Here is a 15,822-nt window from a genome sequence, read left to right as displayed (position 1 = left end):
TTTGCCGTACGTGCGCACTGTCACCGACGCTTTGTAGTCTGGTGACGTACGAAGAGGAGAAGCGCACCATCGCCGCCGCCGGTCCTCGGTAGTGGCCCCCGGAGACGCACGAGGATCCCCGGGAGCTTCGATCGAAGACCGGCCCGCATTCACGGCGCGCTTCTCCGCCCGTCCCGCTGCCACACGGGCAGCAGTGGACAAAAGACGAAACAGACGAAAGTAACGGAGAATTTTTAGTGGAGAACGAGACCCACTACGCCGAGGCCGTCATCGACAACGGCTCCTTCGGCACCCGCACCATCCGCTTCGAGACGGGCCGCCTCGCGCGCCAGGCCGCCGGCTCCGCCGTCGCCTACCTCGACGACGACACCATGGTGCTCTCGGCCACCTCGGCCTCGAAGAACCCCAAGGACAACCTGGACTTCTTCCCCCTCACGGTGGACGTCGAGGAGCGGCAGTACGCCGCGGGCAAGATCCCCGGCAGCTTCTTCCGCCGCGAGGGCCGCCCGTCCGAGGACGCGATCCTCACCTGCCGCCTGATCGACCGCCCGCTGCGCCCGTCCTTCAAGAAGGGCCTGCGCAACGAGATCCAGGTCGTCGCCACGGTCATGGCGCTCAACCCCGACCACCTGTACGACGTCGTCGCGATCAACGCCGCGTCCGCGTCCACGCAGCTCGCCGGTCTGCCCTTCTCCGGCCCGGTCGGCGGCGTCCGCGTCGCGCTGATCAACGGCCAGTGGGTCGCCTTCCCGACGCACACCGAGCTCGAGGACGCCGTCTTCGACATGGTCGTCGCCGGTCGCGTCCTGGAGGACGGCGACGTCGCGATCATGATGGTCGAGGCCGAGGCCACCGAGAAGACCATCCAGCTCGTCAAGGGCGGCGCCGAGGCCCCGACCGAGGAGGTCGTCGCCGCCGGTCTCGAGGCCGCGAAGCCCTTCATCAAGGTCCTGTGCAAGGCGCAGTCCGACCTCGCCGCCAAGGCCGCCAAGCCGACCGCCGAGTTCCCGATCTTCCTGGACTACCAGGACGACGTGCTCGAGGCCCTGACCTCCGCGGTCAAGACCGAGCTGGCCGGCGCCCTCACCATCCCGGGCAAGCAGGACCGCGAGGCCGAGCTGGACCGCGTCAAGGGTCTGGCCGCCGAGAAGCTGCTCCCGCAGTTCGAGGGCCGCGAGAAGGAGATCTCCGCCGCGTACCGCTCGCTGACCAAGTCGCTGGTCCGTGAGCGTGTCATCAAGGAGAAGAAGCGCATCGACGGCCGCGGTGTCACCGACATCCGCACCCTGGCCGCCGAGGTCGAGGCCATCCCGCGCGTGCACGGCTCGGCCCTGTTCGAGCGCGGCGAGACCCAGATCCTGGGCGTCACCACGCTGAACATGCTGCGCATGGAGCAGCAGCTGGACACCCTCTCCCCGGTGACCCGCAAGCGCTACATGCACAACTACAACTTCCCGCCGTACTCCGTCGGTGAGACGGGCCGCGTGGGCTCCCCCAAGCGCCGCGAGATCGGCCACGGCGCGCTCGCCGAGCGCGCGATCGTGCCGGTCCTGCCGACGCGCGAGGAGTTCCCCTACGCGATCCGCCAGGTCTCCGAGGCGCTTGGCTCCAACGGCTCGACGTCGATGGGCTCGGTCTGCGCCTCCACCATGTCGCTGCTGAACGCCGGTGTGCCGCTGAAGGCCCCCGTCGCCGGTATCGCCATGGGCCTGATCTCCCAGGAGATCAAGGGCGAGACGCACTACGTCGCCCTGACCGACATCCTCGGTGCCGAGGACGCCTTCGGCGACATGGACTTCAAGGTCGCCGGCACCAAGGAGTTCGTCACCGCGCTCCAGCTCGACACGAAGCTCGACGGCATCCCGGCCTCCGTCCTGGCCGCCGCCCTCAAGCAGGCCCGTGACGCCCGCCTCCACATCCTCGACGTGATGATGGAAGCGATCGACGTCCCGGACGAGATGTCCCCGAACGCCCCGCGGATCATCACCGTCAAGATCCCGGTGGACAAGATCGGTGAGGTCATCGGCCCGAAGGGCAAGATGATCAACCAGATCCAGGAGGACACCGGCGCCGACATCACGATCGAGGACGACGGCACCATCTACATCGGTGCCGCTCAGGGCTCGCAGGCCGAGGCCGCCCGCGCCACGATCAACGGCATCGCCAATCCGACCATGCCGGAGGTCGGCGAGCGCTACCTGGGCACCGTCGTGAAGACGACGACCTTCGGCGCGTTCGTGTCGCTCATGCCGGGCAAGGACGGTCTGCTGCACATCTCGCAGATCCGCAAGCTCGCCGGCGGCAAGCGCGTGGAGAACGTCGAGGACGTCCTCGGTGTGGGCCAGAAGGTCCAGGTCGAGATCGCCGAGATCGACTCCCGCGGCAAGCTCTCCCTCGTCCCCGTCATCGAGGGCGAAGAGGGCGACGAGGCGAAGGACGACACCGACAAGTGACGTCTCGTACCACCAAGGCGACGGCCCGCACCTCCTCGGAGGCGCGGGCCGTCGCCCGTACCCAAACCCTGATCAAGGGCGTGAACGGCGCCGGGACGGTCCGCAGGACCACTCTTCCGAGCGGTCTGCGCATCGTCACCGAGACGCTGCCCTCCGTCCGCTCGGCGACCTTCGGCATCTGGGCGCACGTCGGCTCCCGCGACGAGACGCCCGCTCTGAACGGCGCGACGCACTACCTGGAGCACCTCCTCTTCAAGGGCACATCGCGGCGCAGCGCCCTCGACATCTCCGCGGAGATCGAGGCCGTCGGCGGCGAGATGAACGCCTTCACGGCGAAGGAGTACACGTGCTACTACGCGCGCGTGCTCGACAGCAATCTCCCGCTCGCCATAGACGTCGTCTGCGACATGCTGACCGGCTCCCTCATCGAGCAGGCGGACGTCGACGCGGAGCGCGGCGTGATCCTCGAAGAGATCGCGATGACCGAGGACGACCCGGGCGACTGCGTGCACGACCTGTTCGCGCACACGATGCTCGGCGACACGCCCCTGGGCCGCCCGGTCCTCGGCACGGTCGACACGATCAACGCGCTCGACCGCGGCCGGATCAGCCGCTTCTACAAGAAGCACTACGACCCGACGCACCTGGTCGTCGCCGCCGCGGGCAACGTGGACCACAACAAGGTCGTGCGCCAGGTCCGCGCGGCCTTCGAGCGCGCCGGCGCCCTGGACGTCGCGCCCGCCGCCCCGGTCGGCCCCCGCACCGGCAGCAAGACGCTGCGCGCCGCGGGCCGCATGGAGGTCATCGGCCGCAAGACCGAGCAGGCCCACGTCATCCTCGGCATGCCGGGCCTCGCCCGCACCGACGAGCGGCGCTGGGCCATGGGCGTCCTCAACACCGCGCTCGGCGGCGGCATGTCCTCGCGCCTCTTCCAGGAGGTCCGCGAGAAGCGCGGCCTGGCCTACAGCGTGTACTCGTACACCTCGGGCTTCGCTGACTGCGGCCTGTTCGGGGTCTACGCGGGCTGCCGCCCGAACCAGGTGCACGACGTTCTGAAGATCTGCCGTGACGAGCTGGACCAGGTGGCACAGGACGGGCTCAGTGACGACGAGATCAGCCGCGCCATCGGCCAGCTCTCCGGTTCCACGGTGCTCGGCCTGGAGGACACCGGCGCGCTGATGAACCGTATCGGCAAGAGCGAGCTGTGCTGGGGCGAGCAGATGTCGGTCGACGACATGCTGGCACGCATCGCGGCGGTGACCCCGGACGAGGTGCGCGAGGTCGCACGCGACATCCTGGGACAGCGCCCGTCCTTGTCGGTCATCGGCCCGCTCAAGGACAAGCAGGCCGCACGCCTGCACGAAGCGGTCGCGTAAGAACTCACAGGTCAAGGAAGTGGACAGAAGATGAGCAAGCTGCGCGTGGCGGTTCTCGGCGCCAAGGGCCGCATCGGCTCCGAGGCCGTACGGGCGGTCGAGGCCGCCGAGGACATGGAGCTGGTCGCGGCCCTCGGCCGGGGCGACAAGCTGGACGCGCTCGTCGACGCGGGCGCCCAGGTCGCGGTCGAGCTGACCACGCCGGACTCCGTGATGGAGAACCTGGAGTTCTGCGTACGCCACGGGATCCACGGCGTCGTCGGCACGACGGGCTGGACGGAGGACCGCCTCGCGCAGCTCAACGGCTGGCTCGCGCAGACGCCGGAGACCGGCGTGCTCATCGCCCCGAACTTCTCCATCGGCGCGGTCCTGACCATGAAGTTCGCCGAGGCGGCGGCCCCGTACTTCGAGTCGGTGGAGGTCATCGAGCTGCACCACCCGAAGAAGGTCGACGCCCCCTCCGGCACGGCCGCGCGCACCGCCCAGCTCATCGCCGCCGCGCGGGAGAAGGCGGGCAGCGCCCCGCAGCCCGACGCGACGGCGACAGCGCTCGACGGAGCACGCGGCGCGGACGTCGACGGCGTCCCGGTCCACTCGGTCCGCCTGCGCGGCCTCCTCGCCCACCAGGAGGTCCTCCTGGGCGGCGAGGGCGAGACGCTGACCCTGCGCCACGACTCGCTGCACCACAGCAGCTTCATGCCCGGCATCCTGCTCGGCGCCCGCAAGGTCACGACGACCCCCGGCCTCACCTTCGGCCTGGAACACTTCCTCGACCTGAACGGCTGACGGGCAGCGATGCGCGCGAAAATCACCTACGCGGTCACGGCCGCCGTCCTGGTCGTCTACTTCGTCCTGGCGGGCGACCGCGGCGTCATGCTCATCGGGCAGGGCACCGCGCTGACGATCACCTTCGGCGTCGCCGTGCTGATCCTGCCCCTGATCGGCGTCTGGTTCCTGTGGGCGAACACCCAGTTCGTCCGCAAGGCCAACCGGCTCGCCGAACTCCTGGAGGCGGAGGGCGGCCTGCCCGTCGACGAACTGCGGCGCGACCAGTACGGCCGCATCGACCGCACTTCCGCCGACGAGGTCTTCAGCCGCCGCAAGGCCGAGACGGAGGACGCGCCGGGGGACTGGCGCTGCTGGTTCCGCCTCGCCGTCGCCTACAAGGACGCGCGGGACACCCCGCGCGCGCGGAAGGCGATGCAGCGCGCGATCGCGCTCCAGGAGGGCCGTCCGGTCAACGCCTGAGGCACGACGCCTGAGGCACAACGCCTGAGGCACGACGTCTGAGGCACGCGGAAGGGGCCCGAACCGCCGTCATCAACAACTCAACGATGATGACGGCGGTGCGGGCCCCTCTTCCATGTCTCCCGCGGCTCAGTCCTTCGGCCGGTACTCGTCCGCCCAGACCTCGACACTGTCGCTGGCCCGGTCGAACGCGGTGGTCCGGCCGAGGAAGTCCCCGTTGTGGCTGGTGAGCAGGGTCGTCTGCTCCCCGCGCCGGTCACGGCGTACGAGGACGAGCGCCTGGCCCTGCACGGTCCGGGGCAGGCCGAGCCAGCGCACGGGCTGCTGCACCGTGCGCGCGGTCACGACGACGTCCCAGGGCGCCGTCTGCGTCCTGAGGAAGCCGACATGGCGCAGACCGCGGGCGCTCACCCAGGTGCCCATGCGCAACAGCCGCATGGCGGCGGCGATGACCAGGACGGCGAGCACACCGCAGACCACGGCGGCTGCGGAATCCCCGGCCGCCGCGATGATCACCCCCGCGAACAGCACGTACGACGCCAGGAGCAGCAGCAGCGCGGCGGCCCCCACCCGGTACGGGCCCGGGCGGTAGGGGCGGCGCCACTGATCGCGGTCGTCGAAGGGCAGCGCGGTCTCGGCGGCCTCGTCGAAAGCACGGTCGGCCGTCAGGAAGGACAGGGGCACGGACAGGTCCTCACTCGATCATCCACGCGGATGGGGGCTGTGCCCGGTGAGGTTATCCGTGCGCGCTCCGGCCTTCCACCTCAGGGGGGCCGGTCGAGTACGACGCTCAGCGGCCGTCGGAGGCTTCCGACTGCTGGGTGTGGCGAGGGGCCTGGTCGGCCGAGAGCGCCGGCATCCCGAACAGCAGGGAGCCGACGAGGCCGGCCACGACGGTCAGCCCCACCAGGGAGCGGCCCGCGATCTGGCCTGCGGAGGGACGCTCACGCCTGGGCGGCGTGACATTGCTGCGGAACCTGTCGGCTTCGGCGATGAAGGCGAACGGTACGGGCTCGCGCCGACGAAACATGGGCGGTGCTTCTCCTCAAGAGGTTCGAACTAAGTGTGTTCATCTACACAGACGATCGATCTCCTCAAATGGTGCCCACTTTCGCCGAATTAACAGATGTTCGCTGCCGTTCGCTCTCGTTCGGCGGAGATCGTCGGGAGAAGCGAGCAGATGAACCGTTGTCAGTGGCGGCCCGTAGAGTGGGCGCCGCCCGAGCGACGTGATGGAAGGACCCCCCCGAGCCGTGACCGAGACCCCAGCCGAAGACCTCAAGCCGACGTTCCGAGGCGACGTCACCGTCGAGTTGGTCAAGCACACCGCGAGCGACTCGGACGTGCTGTTCGCGGCCCGCGTCTCCACGGTGGGCGAGCAGTCCATCGACGAGCTGTCGAAGGACCCGGAGCGCTCCAAGGGCCTCATCAACTACCTGATGCGGGACCGGCACGGCAGCCCCTTCGAGCACAACTCGATGACCTTCCTCATCAGCGCCCCGATCTTCGTCTTCCGCGAGTTCATGCGGCACCGCGTCGGCTGGTCGTACAACGAGGAGTCGGGCCGCTACCGGGAGCTCCAGCCGGTCTTCTACGTCCCCGCCGCCGACCGCAAGCTCGTGCAGGAGGGCCGCCCCGGCAAGTACCGCTTCGTCGAGGGCACGCCCGGCCAGTACGAGCTGACGTCCTCCACCATGGAGGCGTCCTACGTCCAGGCGTACGAGGCGTACCAGAAGATGCTGGCCGAGGGCGTGGCCCGCGAGGTCGCGCGCGCGGTGCTCCCGGTGGGCCTGTTCTCGTCGATGTACGCCACGTGCAACGCGCGCTCGCTGATGCACTTCCTGGGCCTGCGCACCCAGCACGAGCTGGCCAAGGTCCCCTCGTTCCCGCAGCGGGAGATCGAGATGGTCGGCGAGAAGATGGAAGCGGCGTGGGCCGAGCTGATGCCGTTGACGTACGCGGCGTTCAACGCCAACGGGCGCGTGGCGCCGTAGTCCTGCGCCCGCTGCGGACCAGGGCGTCCCTTGATCACTTCAGGGTGGCAGCGGCACACATGTGCGGGTGCGCCGGTTGAAGTGTCCAGATTGCGGCATTTCATAAAGTTCATCTAGCCTGATCAAACGGACCCGGCACTGCCTGAACCCCCGAGCAGGCAGTGCCGGGCTCCACCTTTGTCGTGACTTGTCGGATCCCCCGAGGGGGGACCCGGCGCTGAGCAGCGAGTAGCGTGTTACCCATGGCTCCGACCTCGACTCCGCAGACCCCCTTCGGGAGGGTCCTCACCGCCATGGTCACGCCCTTGACGGCGGACGGCGCACTCGACCTCGACGGCGCGCAGCGGCTCGCCGCCCACCTGGTGGACGCAGGCAACGACGGCCTGATCGTCAACGGCACCACGGGCGAGTCCCCGACCACCAGCAATGCGGAGAAAGCGGACGTCGTACGCGCCGTGGTCGAGGCGGTCGGCGACCGCGCCCACGTCGTCGCCGGTGTCGGCACCAACGACACCCACCACAGCATCGAGCTGGCGCGCGAGGCCCAGCAGGCCGGCGCGCACGGCCTGCTCACGGTCACGCCGTACTACAACAAGCCCCCGCAGGAGGGCCTGCTCCGCCACTTCACGGCCATCGCCGACTCGACCGAACTGCCCGTGATGCTCTACGACATCCCGGGCCGCAGCGGCGTACCGATCAACACGGAGACGATCGTCCGCCTCGCCGAGCACCCGCGCATCGTCGCCAACAAGGACGCCAAGGGCGACCTCGGCCGCGCCAGCTGGGCCATAGCGCGCTCGGGCCTCGCCTGGTACTCCGGCGACGACATGCTCAACCTGCCGCTGCTCTCGGTCGGCGCGTGCGGCTTCGTCTCGGTCGTCGGCCACGTGGTCGCGCCCGAGCTGCGCGCCATGCTCGACGCGTACCTCGCGGGCGACGTGCACAAGGCCACCGAGATCCACCAGAAGCTGCTCCCCGTCTTCACCGGCATGTTCCGCACGCAGGGCGTCATCACGACGAAGGCGGCGCTCGCCCTCCAGGGCCTGCCCGCCGGACCGCTGCGGCTGCCGCTCGTCGAACTCACCCCCGAGGAGACGGCGCAGCTCAAGGTCGATCTCGCCGCCGGCGGGGTACAGCTCTAGCACCGACTTCGTAAGACCTCACAACTGAATCAACAGAACACGAGCAAGACCGAAGCAACACCAACAACTGCTACTGCACGAACGTCACGCGCGCCACGTGCCCACAGGTACGTGGCGCGCGGGCTTAAGGGAGAATCTTTTGAGTCATCCGCATCCTGAACTCGGCGCCCCGCCGAAGCTTCCGAAGGGCGGCCTGCGCGTCACGCCGCTCGGCGGACTCGGCGAGATCGGCCGCAACATGACCGTCTTCGAGTACAACGGTCGCCTCCTGATCGTCGACTGCGGAGTGCTCTTCCCCGAGGAGGAGCAGCCCGGAATCGACCTGATCCTGCCGGACTTCTCGTCCATCAGGGACCGCCTCGACGACGTCGAGGGCATCGTCCTCACGCACGGGCACGAGGACCACATCGGCGCCGTCCCCTACCTTCTCCGCGAGAAGCCGGACATCCCGCTGATCGGCTCCAAGCTGACCCTCGCGCTGATCGAGGCGAAGCTCCAGGAGCACCGCATCCGGCCCTACACCCTCGAGGTCGCCGAGGGCGACCGCGAGCGGCTCGGCCCCTTCGACTGCGAGTTCATCGCGGTCAACCACTCCATCCCGGACGCGCTCGCGGTCGCCATCCGCACCCCGGCCGGCATGGTGGTCCACACCGGCGACTTCAAGATGGACCAGCTCCCGCTCGACCGTCGCCTCACCGACCTGCCGACGTTCGCGCGGCTCGGCGAGGAGGGCATCGACCTGCTCCTCACCGACTCGACCAACGCCGAGGTCCCGGGCTTCGTCCCGCCCGAGCGCGACATCTCCAACGTGATCCGCGGCGTCTTCGCAGGTGCCCAGAAGCGGATCATCGTCGCGTCGTTCGCCAGTCACGTGCACCGTATCCAGCAGGTGCTCGACGCCGCGCACGAGTACGGCCGCCGGGTCGCCTTCGTCGGCCGCTCGATGGTCCGCAACATGGGCATCGCGCGCGACCTCGGCTACCTCAAGATCCCGCCGGGCCTGGTCGTGGACGTCAAGACGCTCGACGATCTCCCCGACAGCGAGATCGTGCTCGTCTGCACGGGCTCCCAGGGCGAACCGATGGCCGCGCTCTCCCGCATGGCCAACCGAGACCACCAGATCCGGATCGTCTCCGGCGACACGGTGATCCTGGCGTCGTCCCTGATCCCGGGCAACGAGAACGCGGTGTACCGCGTCATCAACGGCCTGACCCGCTGGGGCGCCAACGTCGTCCACAAGGGCAACGCCAAGGTGCACGTCTCGGGCCACGCCTCGGCCGGCGAGCTGCTGTACTTCTACAACATCTGCAAGCCGAAGAACCTCATGCCGGTCCACGGCGAATGGCGCCACCTGCGCGCCAACGCCGAACTGGGCGCCCTCACCGGTGTCCCGCACGACCGCATCGTCATCGCCGAGGACGGCGTCGTCGTCGACCTCGTCGAGGGCAAGGCGAAGATCGTCGGCAAGGTCCAGGCGGGCTACGTCTACGTGGACGGGCTCTCCGTCGGTGACGTCGGCGAACCGGCGCTGAAGGACCGCAAGATCCTCGGCGACGAGGGCATCATCTCGGTCTTCGTGGTGGTGGACTCCAGCACCGGCAAGATCACCAGCGGCCCGAACATCCAGGCCCGCGGCTCCGGCATCGAGGACTCGGCGTTCCATGCCGTCGTCCCGAAGATCCAGGAGGTCCTGGAGAAGTCGGCGCAGGACGGCGTCGTCGAACCCCACCAGCTGCAGCAGCTCATCCGCCGCACGCTGGGCAAGTGGGTCTCCGACACCTACCGTCGCCGCCCGATGATCCTCCCGGTCGTGGTCGAGGTCTGACGCCTCGTCGGCAGTACGTACGGAGCGGGGCGCCTCGATTTGCATCGGGGCGCCCCGCTCCAGTAGGTTTACGGCTCCGCCCGAGGGGGAACCCGGATCACTTCGATGATCCGGTGCGTGCCTCGCGGGGCCGGAAATTCCGACTCAGAATCTCTGATAAAGTCGGATCCGCCGAAAGGCAAAGGCCCTCCAATGGCCACCGGAAATGAAATCCGAACCGGAAACGGAACGGAAAACGGATCTGGTAAGGTTGGAAAGGCAAGACAGCAAGACCGAAGGGAAGCGCCCGGAGGAAAGCCACGAGAGAGTCTCTCGGGTGAGTACAAAGGAAGCGTCCGTTCCTTGAGAACTCAACAGCGTGCCAAAAGTCAACGCCAGATATGTTGATTACCCCGTCTCCGGCCGTCACCTGATGGTTGGGACGAGGTTCCTTTGAAACAAAACACAGCGAGGACGCTGTGACCGGACGGGACTATTCCTCCCGCCCGGTCCGCTCTCGTGGTGTCACCGGGATATCCCGGAAACATTCACGGAGAGTTTGATCCTGGCTCAGGACGAACGCTGGCGGCGTGCTTAACACATGCAAGTCGAACGATGAACCACTTCGGTGGGGATTAGTGGCGAACGGGTGAGTAACACGTGGGCAATCTGCCCTTCACTCTGGGACAAGCCCTGGAAACGGGGTCTAATACCGGATAACACTTCCGTCCTCCTGGACGGTGGTTAAAAGCTCCGGCGGTGAAGGATGAGCCCGCGGCCTATCAGCTTGTTGGTGAGGTAATGGCTCACCAAGGCGACGACGGGTAGCCGGCCTGAGAGGGCGACCGGCCACACTGGGACTGAGACACGGCCCAGACTCCTACGGGAGGCAGCAGTGGGGAATATTGCACAATGGGCGAAAGCCTGATGCAGCGACGCCGCGTGAGGGATGACGGCCTTCGGGTTGTAAACCTCTTTCAGCAGGGAAGAAGCGAAAGTGACGGTACCTGCAGAAGAAGCGCCGGCTAACTACGTGCCAGCAGCCGCGGTAATACGTAGGGCGCAAGCGTTGTCCGGAATTATTGGGCGTAAAGAGCTCGTAGGCGGCTTGTCACGTCGGTTGTGAAAGCCCGGGGCTTAACCCCGGGTCTGCAGTCGATACGGGCAGGCTAGAGTGTGGTAGGGGAGATCGGAATTCCTGGTGTAGCGGTGAAATGCGCAGATATCAGGAGGAACACCGGTGGCGAAGGCGGATCTCTGGGCCATTACTGACGCTGAGGAGCGAAAGCGTGGGGAGCGAACAGGATTAGATACCCTGGTAGTCCACGCCGTAAACGGTGGGAACTAGGTGTTGGCGACATTCCACGTCGTCGGTGCCGCAGCTAACGCATTAAGTTCCCCGCCTGGGGAGTACGGCCGCAAGGCTAAAACTCAAAGGAATTGACGGGGGCCCGCACAAGCAGCGGAGCATGTGGCTTAATTCGACGCAACGCGAAGAACCTTACCAAGGCTTGACATACACCGGAAAACCCTGGAGACAGGGTCCCCCTTGTGGTCGGTGTACAGGTGGTGCATGGCTGTCGTCAGCTCGTGTCGTGAGATGTTGGGTTAAGTCCCGCAACGAGCGCAACCCTTGTTCTGTGTTGCCAGCATGCCCTTCGGGGTGATGGGGACTCACAGGAGACCGCCGGGGTCAACTCGGAGGAAGGTGGGGACGACGTCAAGTCATCATGCCCCTTATGTCTTGGGCTGCACACGTGCTACAATGGCCGATACAATGAGCTGCGATACCGCAAGGTGGAGCGAATCTCAAAAAGTCGGTCTCAGTTCGGATTGGGGTCTGCAACTCGACCCCATGAAGTTGGAGTTGCTAGTAATCGCAGATCAGCATTGCTGCGGTGAATACGTTCCCGGGCCTTGTACACACCGCCCGTCACGTCACGAAAGTCGGTAACACCCGAAGCCGGTGGCCCAACCCCTTGTGGGAGGGAGCTGTCGAAGGTGGGACTGGCGATTGGGACGAAGTCGTAACAAGGTAGCCGTACCGGAAGGTGCGGCTGGATCACCTCCTTTCTAAGGAGCACTTCTTACTCGGACTTGTCCGGGTCAGGGGCCAGTACATCGGCGCACGTTCGATGCTGGTTGCTCATGGGTGGAACGTTGACTATTCGGCACACTTGACCGTCTTCTCCTTCCAGTACTGCTCTTCGGAGCGTGGAACGTTGAGGGGAGCGGCGAGGGTGTCGGGCACGCTGTTGGGTATCTGAGGGTCCGGACTTGTTCCTGACCTCAATGCCGACCCCGGTGAAGATCTGCGTGAGCGGGTTGTGACGGGTGGTTGGTCGTTGTTTGAGAACTGCACAGTGGACGCGAGCATCTGTGGCCAAGTTTTTAAGGGCGCACGGTGGATGCCTTGGCACCAGGAACCGATGAAGGACGTGGGAGGCCACGATAGTCCCCGGGGAGTCGTCAACCAGGCTTTGATCCGGGGGTTTCCGAATGGGGAAACCCGGCAGTCGTCATGGGCTGTCACCCGCTGCTGAACACATAGGCAGTGTGGAGGGAACGCGGGGAAGTGAAACATCTCAGTACCCGCAGGAAGAGAAAACAACCGTGATTCCGGGAGTAGTGGCGAGCGAAACTGGATGAGGCCAAACCTACGACGTGTGAGACCCGGCAGGGGTTGCGTCGTGGGGGTTGTGGGATCTCTCTTTCACAGTCTGCCGGCTGTGAGACGAGTCAGAAACCGTTGATGTAGGCGAAGGACATGCGAAAGGTCCGGCGTAGAGGGTAAGACCCCCGTAGTCGAAACGTCAGCGGCTCGTTTGAGAGACACCCAAGTAGCACGGGGCCCGAGAAATCCCGTGTGAATCTGGCGGGACCACCCGTTAAGCCTAAATATTCCCTGGTGACCGATAGCGGATAGTACCGTGAGGGAATGGTGAAAAGTACCGCGGGAGCGGAGTGAAATAGTACCTGAAACCGTGTGCCTACAAGCCGTGGGAGCGTCGCGCAAGGAACTTGTTCCTTGCGTCGTGACTGCGTGCCTTTTGAAGAATGAGCCTGCGAGTTTGCGGTGTGTTGCGAGGTTAACCCGTGTGGGGAAGCCGTAGCGAAAGCGAGTCCGAACAGGGCGACATAGTAGCGCGCTCAAGACCCGAAGCGGAGTGATCTAGCCATGGGCAGGTTGAAGCGGAGGTAAGACTTCGTGGAGGACCGAACCCACCAGGGTTGAAAACCTGGGGGATGACCTGTGGTTAGGGGTGAAAGGCCAATCAAACTCCGTGATAGCTGGTTCTCCCCGAAATGCATTTAGGTGCAGCGTCGTGTGTTTCTTATGGAGTTTCTAGCTCAGGGTAGGGCCCATCGCCTATCCAGTGCTCTACCTCCGGCAAGAAACACACGACGCTGCACCTAAATGCATTTCGGGAGAACCAGCTATCACGGAGTTTGATTGGCCTTTCACCCCTAACCACAGGTCATCCCAGGTTTTCAACCCTGGTGGGTTCGGTCCTCCACGAAGTCTTACCTCCGCTTCAACCTGCCCATGGCTAGATCACTCCGCTTCGGGTCTTGAGCGCGCTACTATGTCGCCCTATTCGGACTCGCTTTCGCTACGGCTTCCCCACACGGGTTAACCTCGCAACACACCGCAAACTCGCAGGCTCATTCTTCAAAAGGCACGCAGTCACGACGCAAGGAACAAGTTCCTTGCGCGACGCTCCCACGGCTTGTAGGCACACGGTTTCAGGTACTATTTCACTCCGCTCCCGCGGTACTTTTCACCATTCCCTCACGGTACTATCCGCTATCGGTCACCAGGGAATATTTAGGCTTAACGGGTGGTCCCGCCAGATTCACACGGGATTTCTCGGGCCCCGTGCTACTTGGGTGTCTCTCAAACGAGCCGCTGACGTTTCGACTACGGGGGTCTTACCCTCTACGCCGGACCTTTCGCATGTCCTTCGCCTACATCAACGGTTTCTGACTCGTCTCACAGCCGGCAGACTGTGAAAGAGAGATCCCACAACCCCACGACGCAACCCCTGCCGGGTCTCACACGTCGTAGGTTTGGCCTCATCCAGTTTCGCTCGCCACTACTCCCGGAATCACGGTTGTTTTCTCTTCCTGCGGGTACTGAGATGTTTCACTTCCCCGCGTTCCCTCCACACTGCCTATGTGTTCAGCAGCGGGTGACAGCCCATGACGACTGCCGGGTTTCCCCATTCGGAAACCCCGGATCAAAGCCTGGTTGACGACTCCCCGGGGACTATCGTGGCCTCCCACGTCCTTCATCGGTTCCTGGTGCCAAGGCATCCACCGTGCGCCCTTAAAAACTTGGCCACAGATGCTCGCGTCCACTGTGCAGTTCTCAAACAACGACCAACCACCCGTCACAACCCGCTCACGCAGATCTTCACCGGGGCCGGCATTGAGGTCAGGAACAAGTCCGTACCCTCAGATACCCAACAGCGTGCCCGACACCCTCCCTCCGGTCACTTTCCACGCCGAAGCAGTACTCGCGACCAGAGCAGGTCAGGTGTGCCGAATAGTCAACGTTCCACCCATGAGCAACCACCGTCGAACGTTTGCCGACGTTATGGCCCTGGACCCCAAGCAAGCTTGGCGGCCTAGATGCTCCTTAGAAAGGAGGTGATCCAGCCGCACCTTCCGGTACGGCTACCTTGTTACGACTTCGTCCCAATCGCCAGTCCCACCTTCGACAGCTCCCTCCCACAAGGGGTTGGGCCACCGGCTTCGGGTGTTACCGACTTTCGTGACGTGACGGGCGGTGTGTACAAGGCCCGGGAACGTATTCACCGCAGCAATGCTGATCTGCGATTACTAGCAACTCCAACTTCATGGGTCGAGTTGCAGACCCCAATCCGAACTGAGACCGACTTTTTGAGATTCGCTCCACCTTGCGGTATCGCAGCTCATTGTATCGGCCATTGTAGCACGTGTGCAGCCCAAGACATAAGGGGCATGATGACTTGACGTCGTCCCCACCTTCCTCCGAGTTGACCCCGGCGGTCTCCTGTGAGTCCCCATCACCCCGAAGGGCATGCTGGCAACACAGAACAAGGGTTGCGCTCGTTGCGGGACTTAACCCAACATCTCACGACACGAGCTGACGACAGCCATGCACCACCTGTACACCGACCACAAGGGGGACCCTGTCTCCAGGGTTTTCCGGTGTATGTCAAGCCTTGGTAAGGTTCTTCGCGTTGCGTCGAATTAAGCCACATGCTCCGCTGCTTGTGCGGGCCCCCGTCAATTCCTTTGAGTTTTAGCCTTGCGGCCGTACTCCCAGGCGGGGAACTTAATGCGTTAGCTGCGGCACCGACGACGTGGAATGTCGCCAACACCTAGTTCCCACCGTTTACGGCGTGGACTACCAGGGTATCTAATCCTGTTCGCTCCCCACGCTTTCGCTCCTCAGCGTCAGTAATGGCCCAGAGATCCGCCTTCGCCACCGGTGTTCCTCCTGATATCTGCGCATTTCACCGCTACACCAGGAATTCCGATCTCCCCTACCACACTCTAGCCTGCCCGTATCGACTGCAGACCCGGGTTAAGCCCCGGGCTTTCACAACCGACGTGACAAGCCGCCTACGAGCTCTTTACGCCCAATAATTCCGGACAACGCTTGCGCCTACGTATTACCGCGGCTGCTGGCACGTAGTTAGCCGGCGCTTCTTCTGCAGGTACCGTCACTTTCGCTTCTTCCCTGCTGAAAGAGGTTTACAACCCGAAGGCCGTCATCCTCACGCGGCGTCGCTGCATCAGGCTTTCGCCCATTGT

At 65.0% G+C, this 15,822-nt stretch carries 9 protein-coding genes, 2 rRNA genes and 4 other annotated features; of the genes, 8 read left to right on the top strand and 3 right to left on the bottom strand.

The window, feature by feature from the left end:
- Nucleotides 1-236: 236 nt before the first annotated feature.
- Genes N5I75_RS00055 through N5I75_RS00040 form a run of 4 tightly spaced genes read left to right on the top strand, consistent with a single transcriptional unit; the run spans nt 237 to nt 5,077 of the window.
- The gene (locus N5I75_RS00055; protein ID WP_476672936.1) at nt 237-2,453 is read left to right on the top strand and encodes a polyribonucleotide nucleotidyltransferase; all 2,217 of its coding nucleotides are present in this window, start codon (nt 237-239) and stop codon (nt 2,451-2,453) included.
- On the top strand, nt 2,450-3,829 hold the full coding sequence (locus N5I75_RS00050; RefSeq protein WP_476672934.1) for a M16 family metallopeptidase: 1,380 nt from the start codon (nt 2,450-2,452) through the stop codon (nt 3,827-3,829). Before N5I75_RS00055 ends, N5I75_RS00050 begins: the two co-directional genes overlap by 4 nt.
- Before the next feature lie 30 nt (nt 3,830-3,859).
- Complete coding sequence (gene dapB, locus N5I75_RS00045) at nt 3,860-4,615, top strand: 4-hydroxy-tetrahydrodipicolinate reductase (protein WP_476672933.1); 756 nt, start codon at nt 3,860-3,862, stop codon at nt 4,613-4,615.
- A gap of 9 nt (nt 4,616-4,624) precedes the next feature.
- Complete coding sequence (locus N5I75_RS00040) at nt 4,625-5,077, top strand: hypothetical protein (protein ID WP_476672931.1); 453 nt, start codon at nt 4,625-4,627, stop codon at nt 5,075-5,077.
- A gap of 129 nt (nt 5,078-5,206) precedes the next feature.
- On the opposite strand, the gene N5I75_RS00035 is transcribed toward N5I75_RS00040, so the two are convergent.
- Together N5I75_RS00035 and N5I75_RS00030 are read right to left on the bottom strand one after the other, a co-directional pair.
- Nucleotides 5,207-5,761 carry a hypothetical protein gene (locus N5I75_RS00035; protein ID WP_476672929.1) on the bottom strand — a complete coding sequence of 185 codons (555 nt, stop codon included), beginning with the start codon at nt 5,759-5,761 and terminating at the stop codon, nt 5,207-5,209.
- 106 nt (nt 5,762-5,867) lie between these two features.
- Complete coding sequence (locus tag N5I75_RS00030) at nt 5,868-6,107, bottom strand: hypothetical protein (protein ID WP_476672927.1); 240 nt, start codon at nt 6,105-6,107, stop codon at nt 5,868-5,870.
- 223 nt (nt 6,108-6,330) lie between these two features.
- On the opposite strand from N5I75_RS00030, the gene thyX reads away from it, so the two are divergent.
- The 4 genes from thyX to N5I75_RS00010 all read left to right on the top strand — a co-directional run bounded on the left by thyX (nt 6,331) and on the right by N5I75_RS00010 (nt 12,090).
- Nucleotides 6,331-7,071 carry an FAD-dependent thymidylate synthase gene (thyX, locus tag N5I75_RS00025; protein WP_476672925.1) on the top strand — a complete coding sequence of 247 codons (741 nt, stop codon included), beginning with the start codon at nt 6,331-6,333 and terminating at the stop codon, nt 7,069-7,071.
- 242 nt (nt 7,072-7,313) lie between these two features.
- The gene (gene dapA, locus N5I75_RS00020; RefSeq protein WP_476672923.1) at nt 7,314-8,213 is read left to right on the top strand and encodes a 4-hydroxy-tetrahydrodipicolinate synthase; all 900 of its coding nucleotides are present in this window, start codon (nt 7,314-7,316) and stop codon (nt 8,211-8,213) included.
- Between the two features lie 139 nt (nt 8,214-8,352).
- Nucleotides 8,353-10,038, top strand: coding sequence for a ribonuclease J (locus tag N5I75_RS00015; protein ID WP_476672921.1), 1,686 nt, complete (start codon nt 8,353-8,355; stop codon nt 10,036-10,038).
- A 526-nt stretch (nt 10,039-10,564) separates the two neighbouring features.
- Nucleotides 10,565-12,090: ribosomal RNA gene (locus tag N5I75_RS00010) — 16S ribosomal RNA — on the top strand.
- 322 nt (nt 12,091-12,412) lie between these two features.
- Nucleotides 12,413-13,009 (top strand) — a sequence feature (23S ribosomal RNA rRNA prediction is too short).
- Between the two features lie 79 nt (nt 13,010-13,088).
- Nucleotides 13,089-13,312, top strand: a sequence feature (23S ribosomal RNA rRNA prediction is too short).
- A 139-nt stretch (nt 13,313-13,451) separates the two neighbouring features.
- Nucleotides 13,452-13,673: a sequence feature (23S ribosomal RNA rRNA prediction is too short), on the bottom strand.
- 79 nt (nt 13,674-13,752) lie between these two features.
- Nucleotides 13,753-14,347 (bottom strand) — a sequence feature (23S ribosomal RNA rRNA prediction is too short).
- A gap of 316 nt (nt 14,348-14,663) precedes the next feature.
- On the opposite strand, the gene N5I75_RS00005 is transcribed toward N5I75_RS00010, so the two are convergent.
- A 16S ribosomal RNA gene (locus tag N5I75_RS00005) occupies nt 14,664-15,822 on the bottom strand; the annotation flags it as partial.

The sequence above is a fragment of the Streptomyces sp. R818 genome (assembly GCF_056172735.1).
Note: the sequence above shows the minus strand (reverse complement) of the source record. Positions and strands in the feature narration are given on the sequence as shown.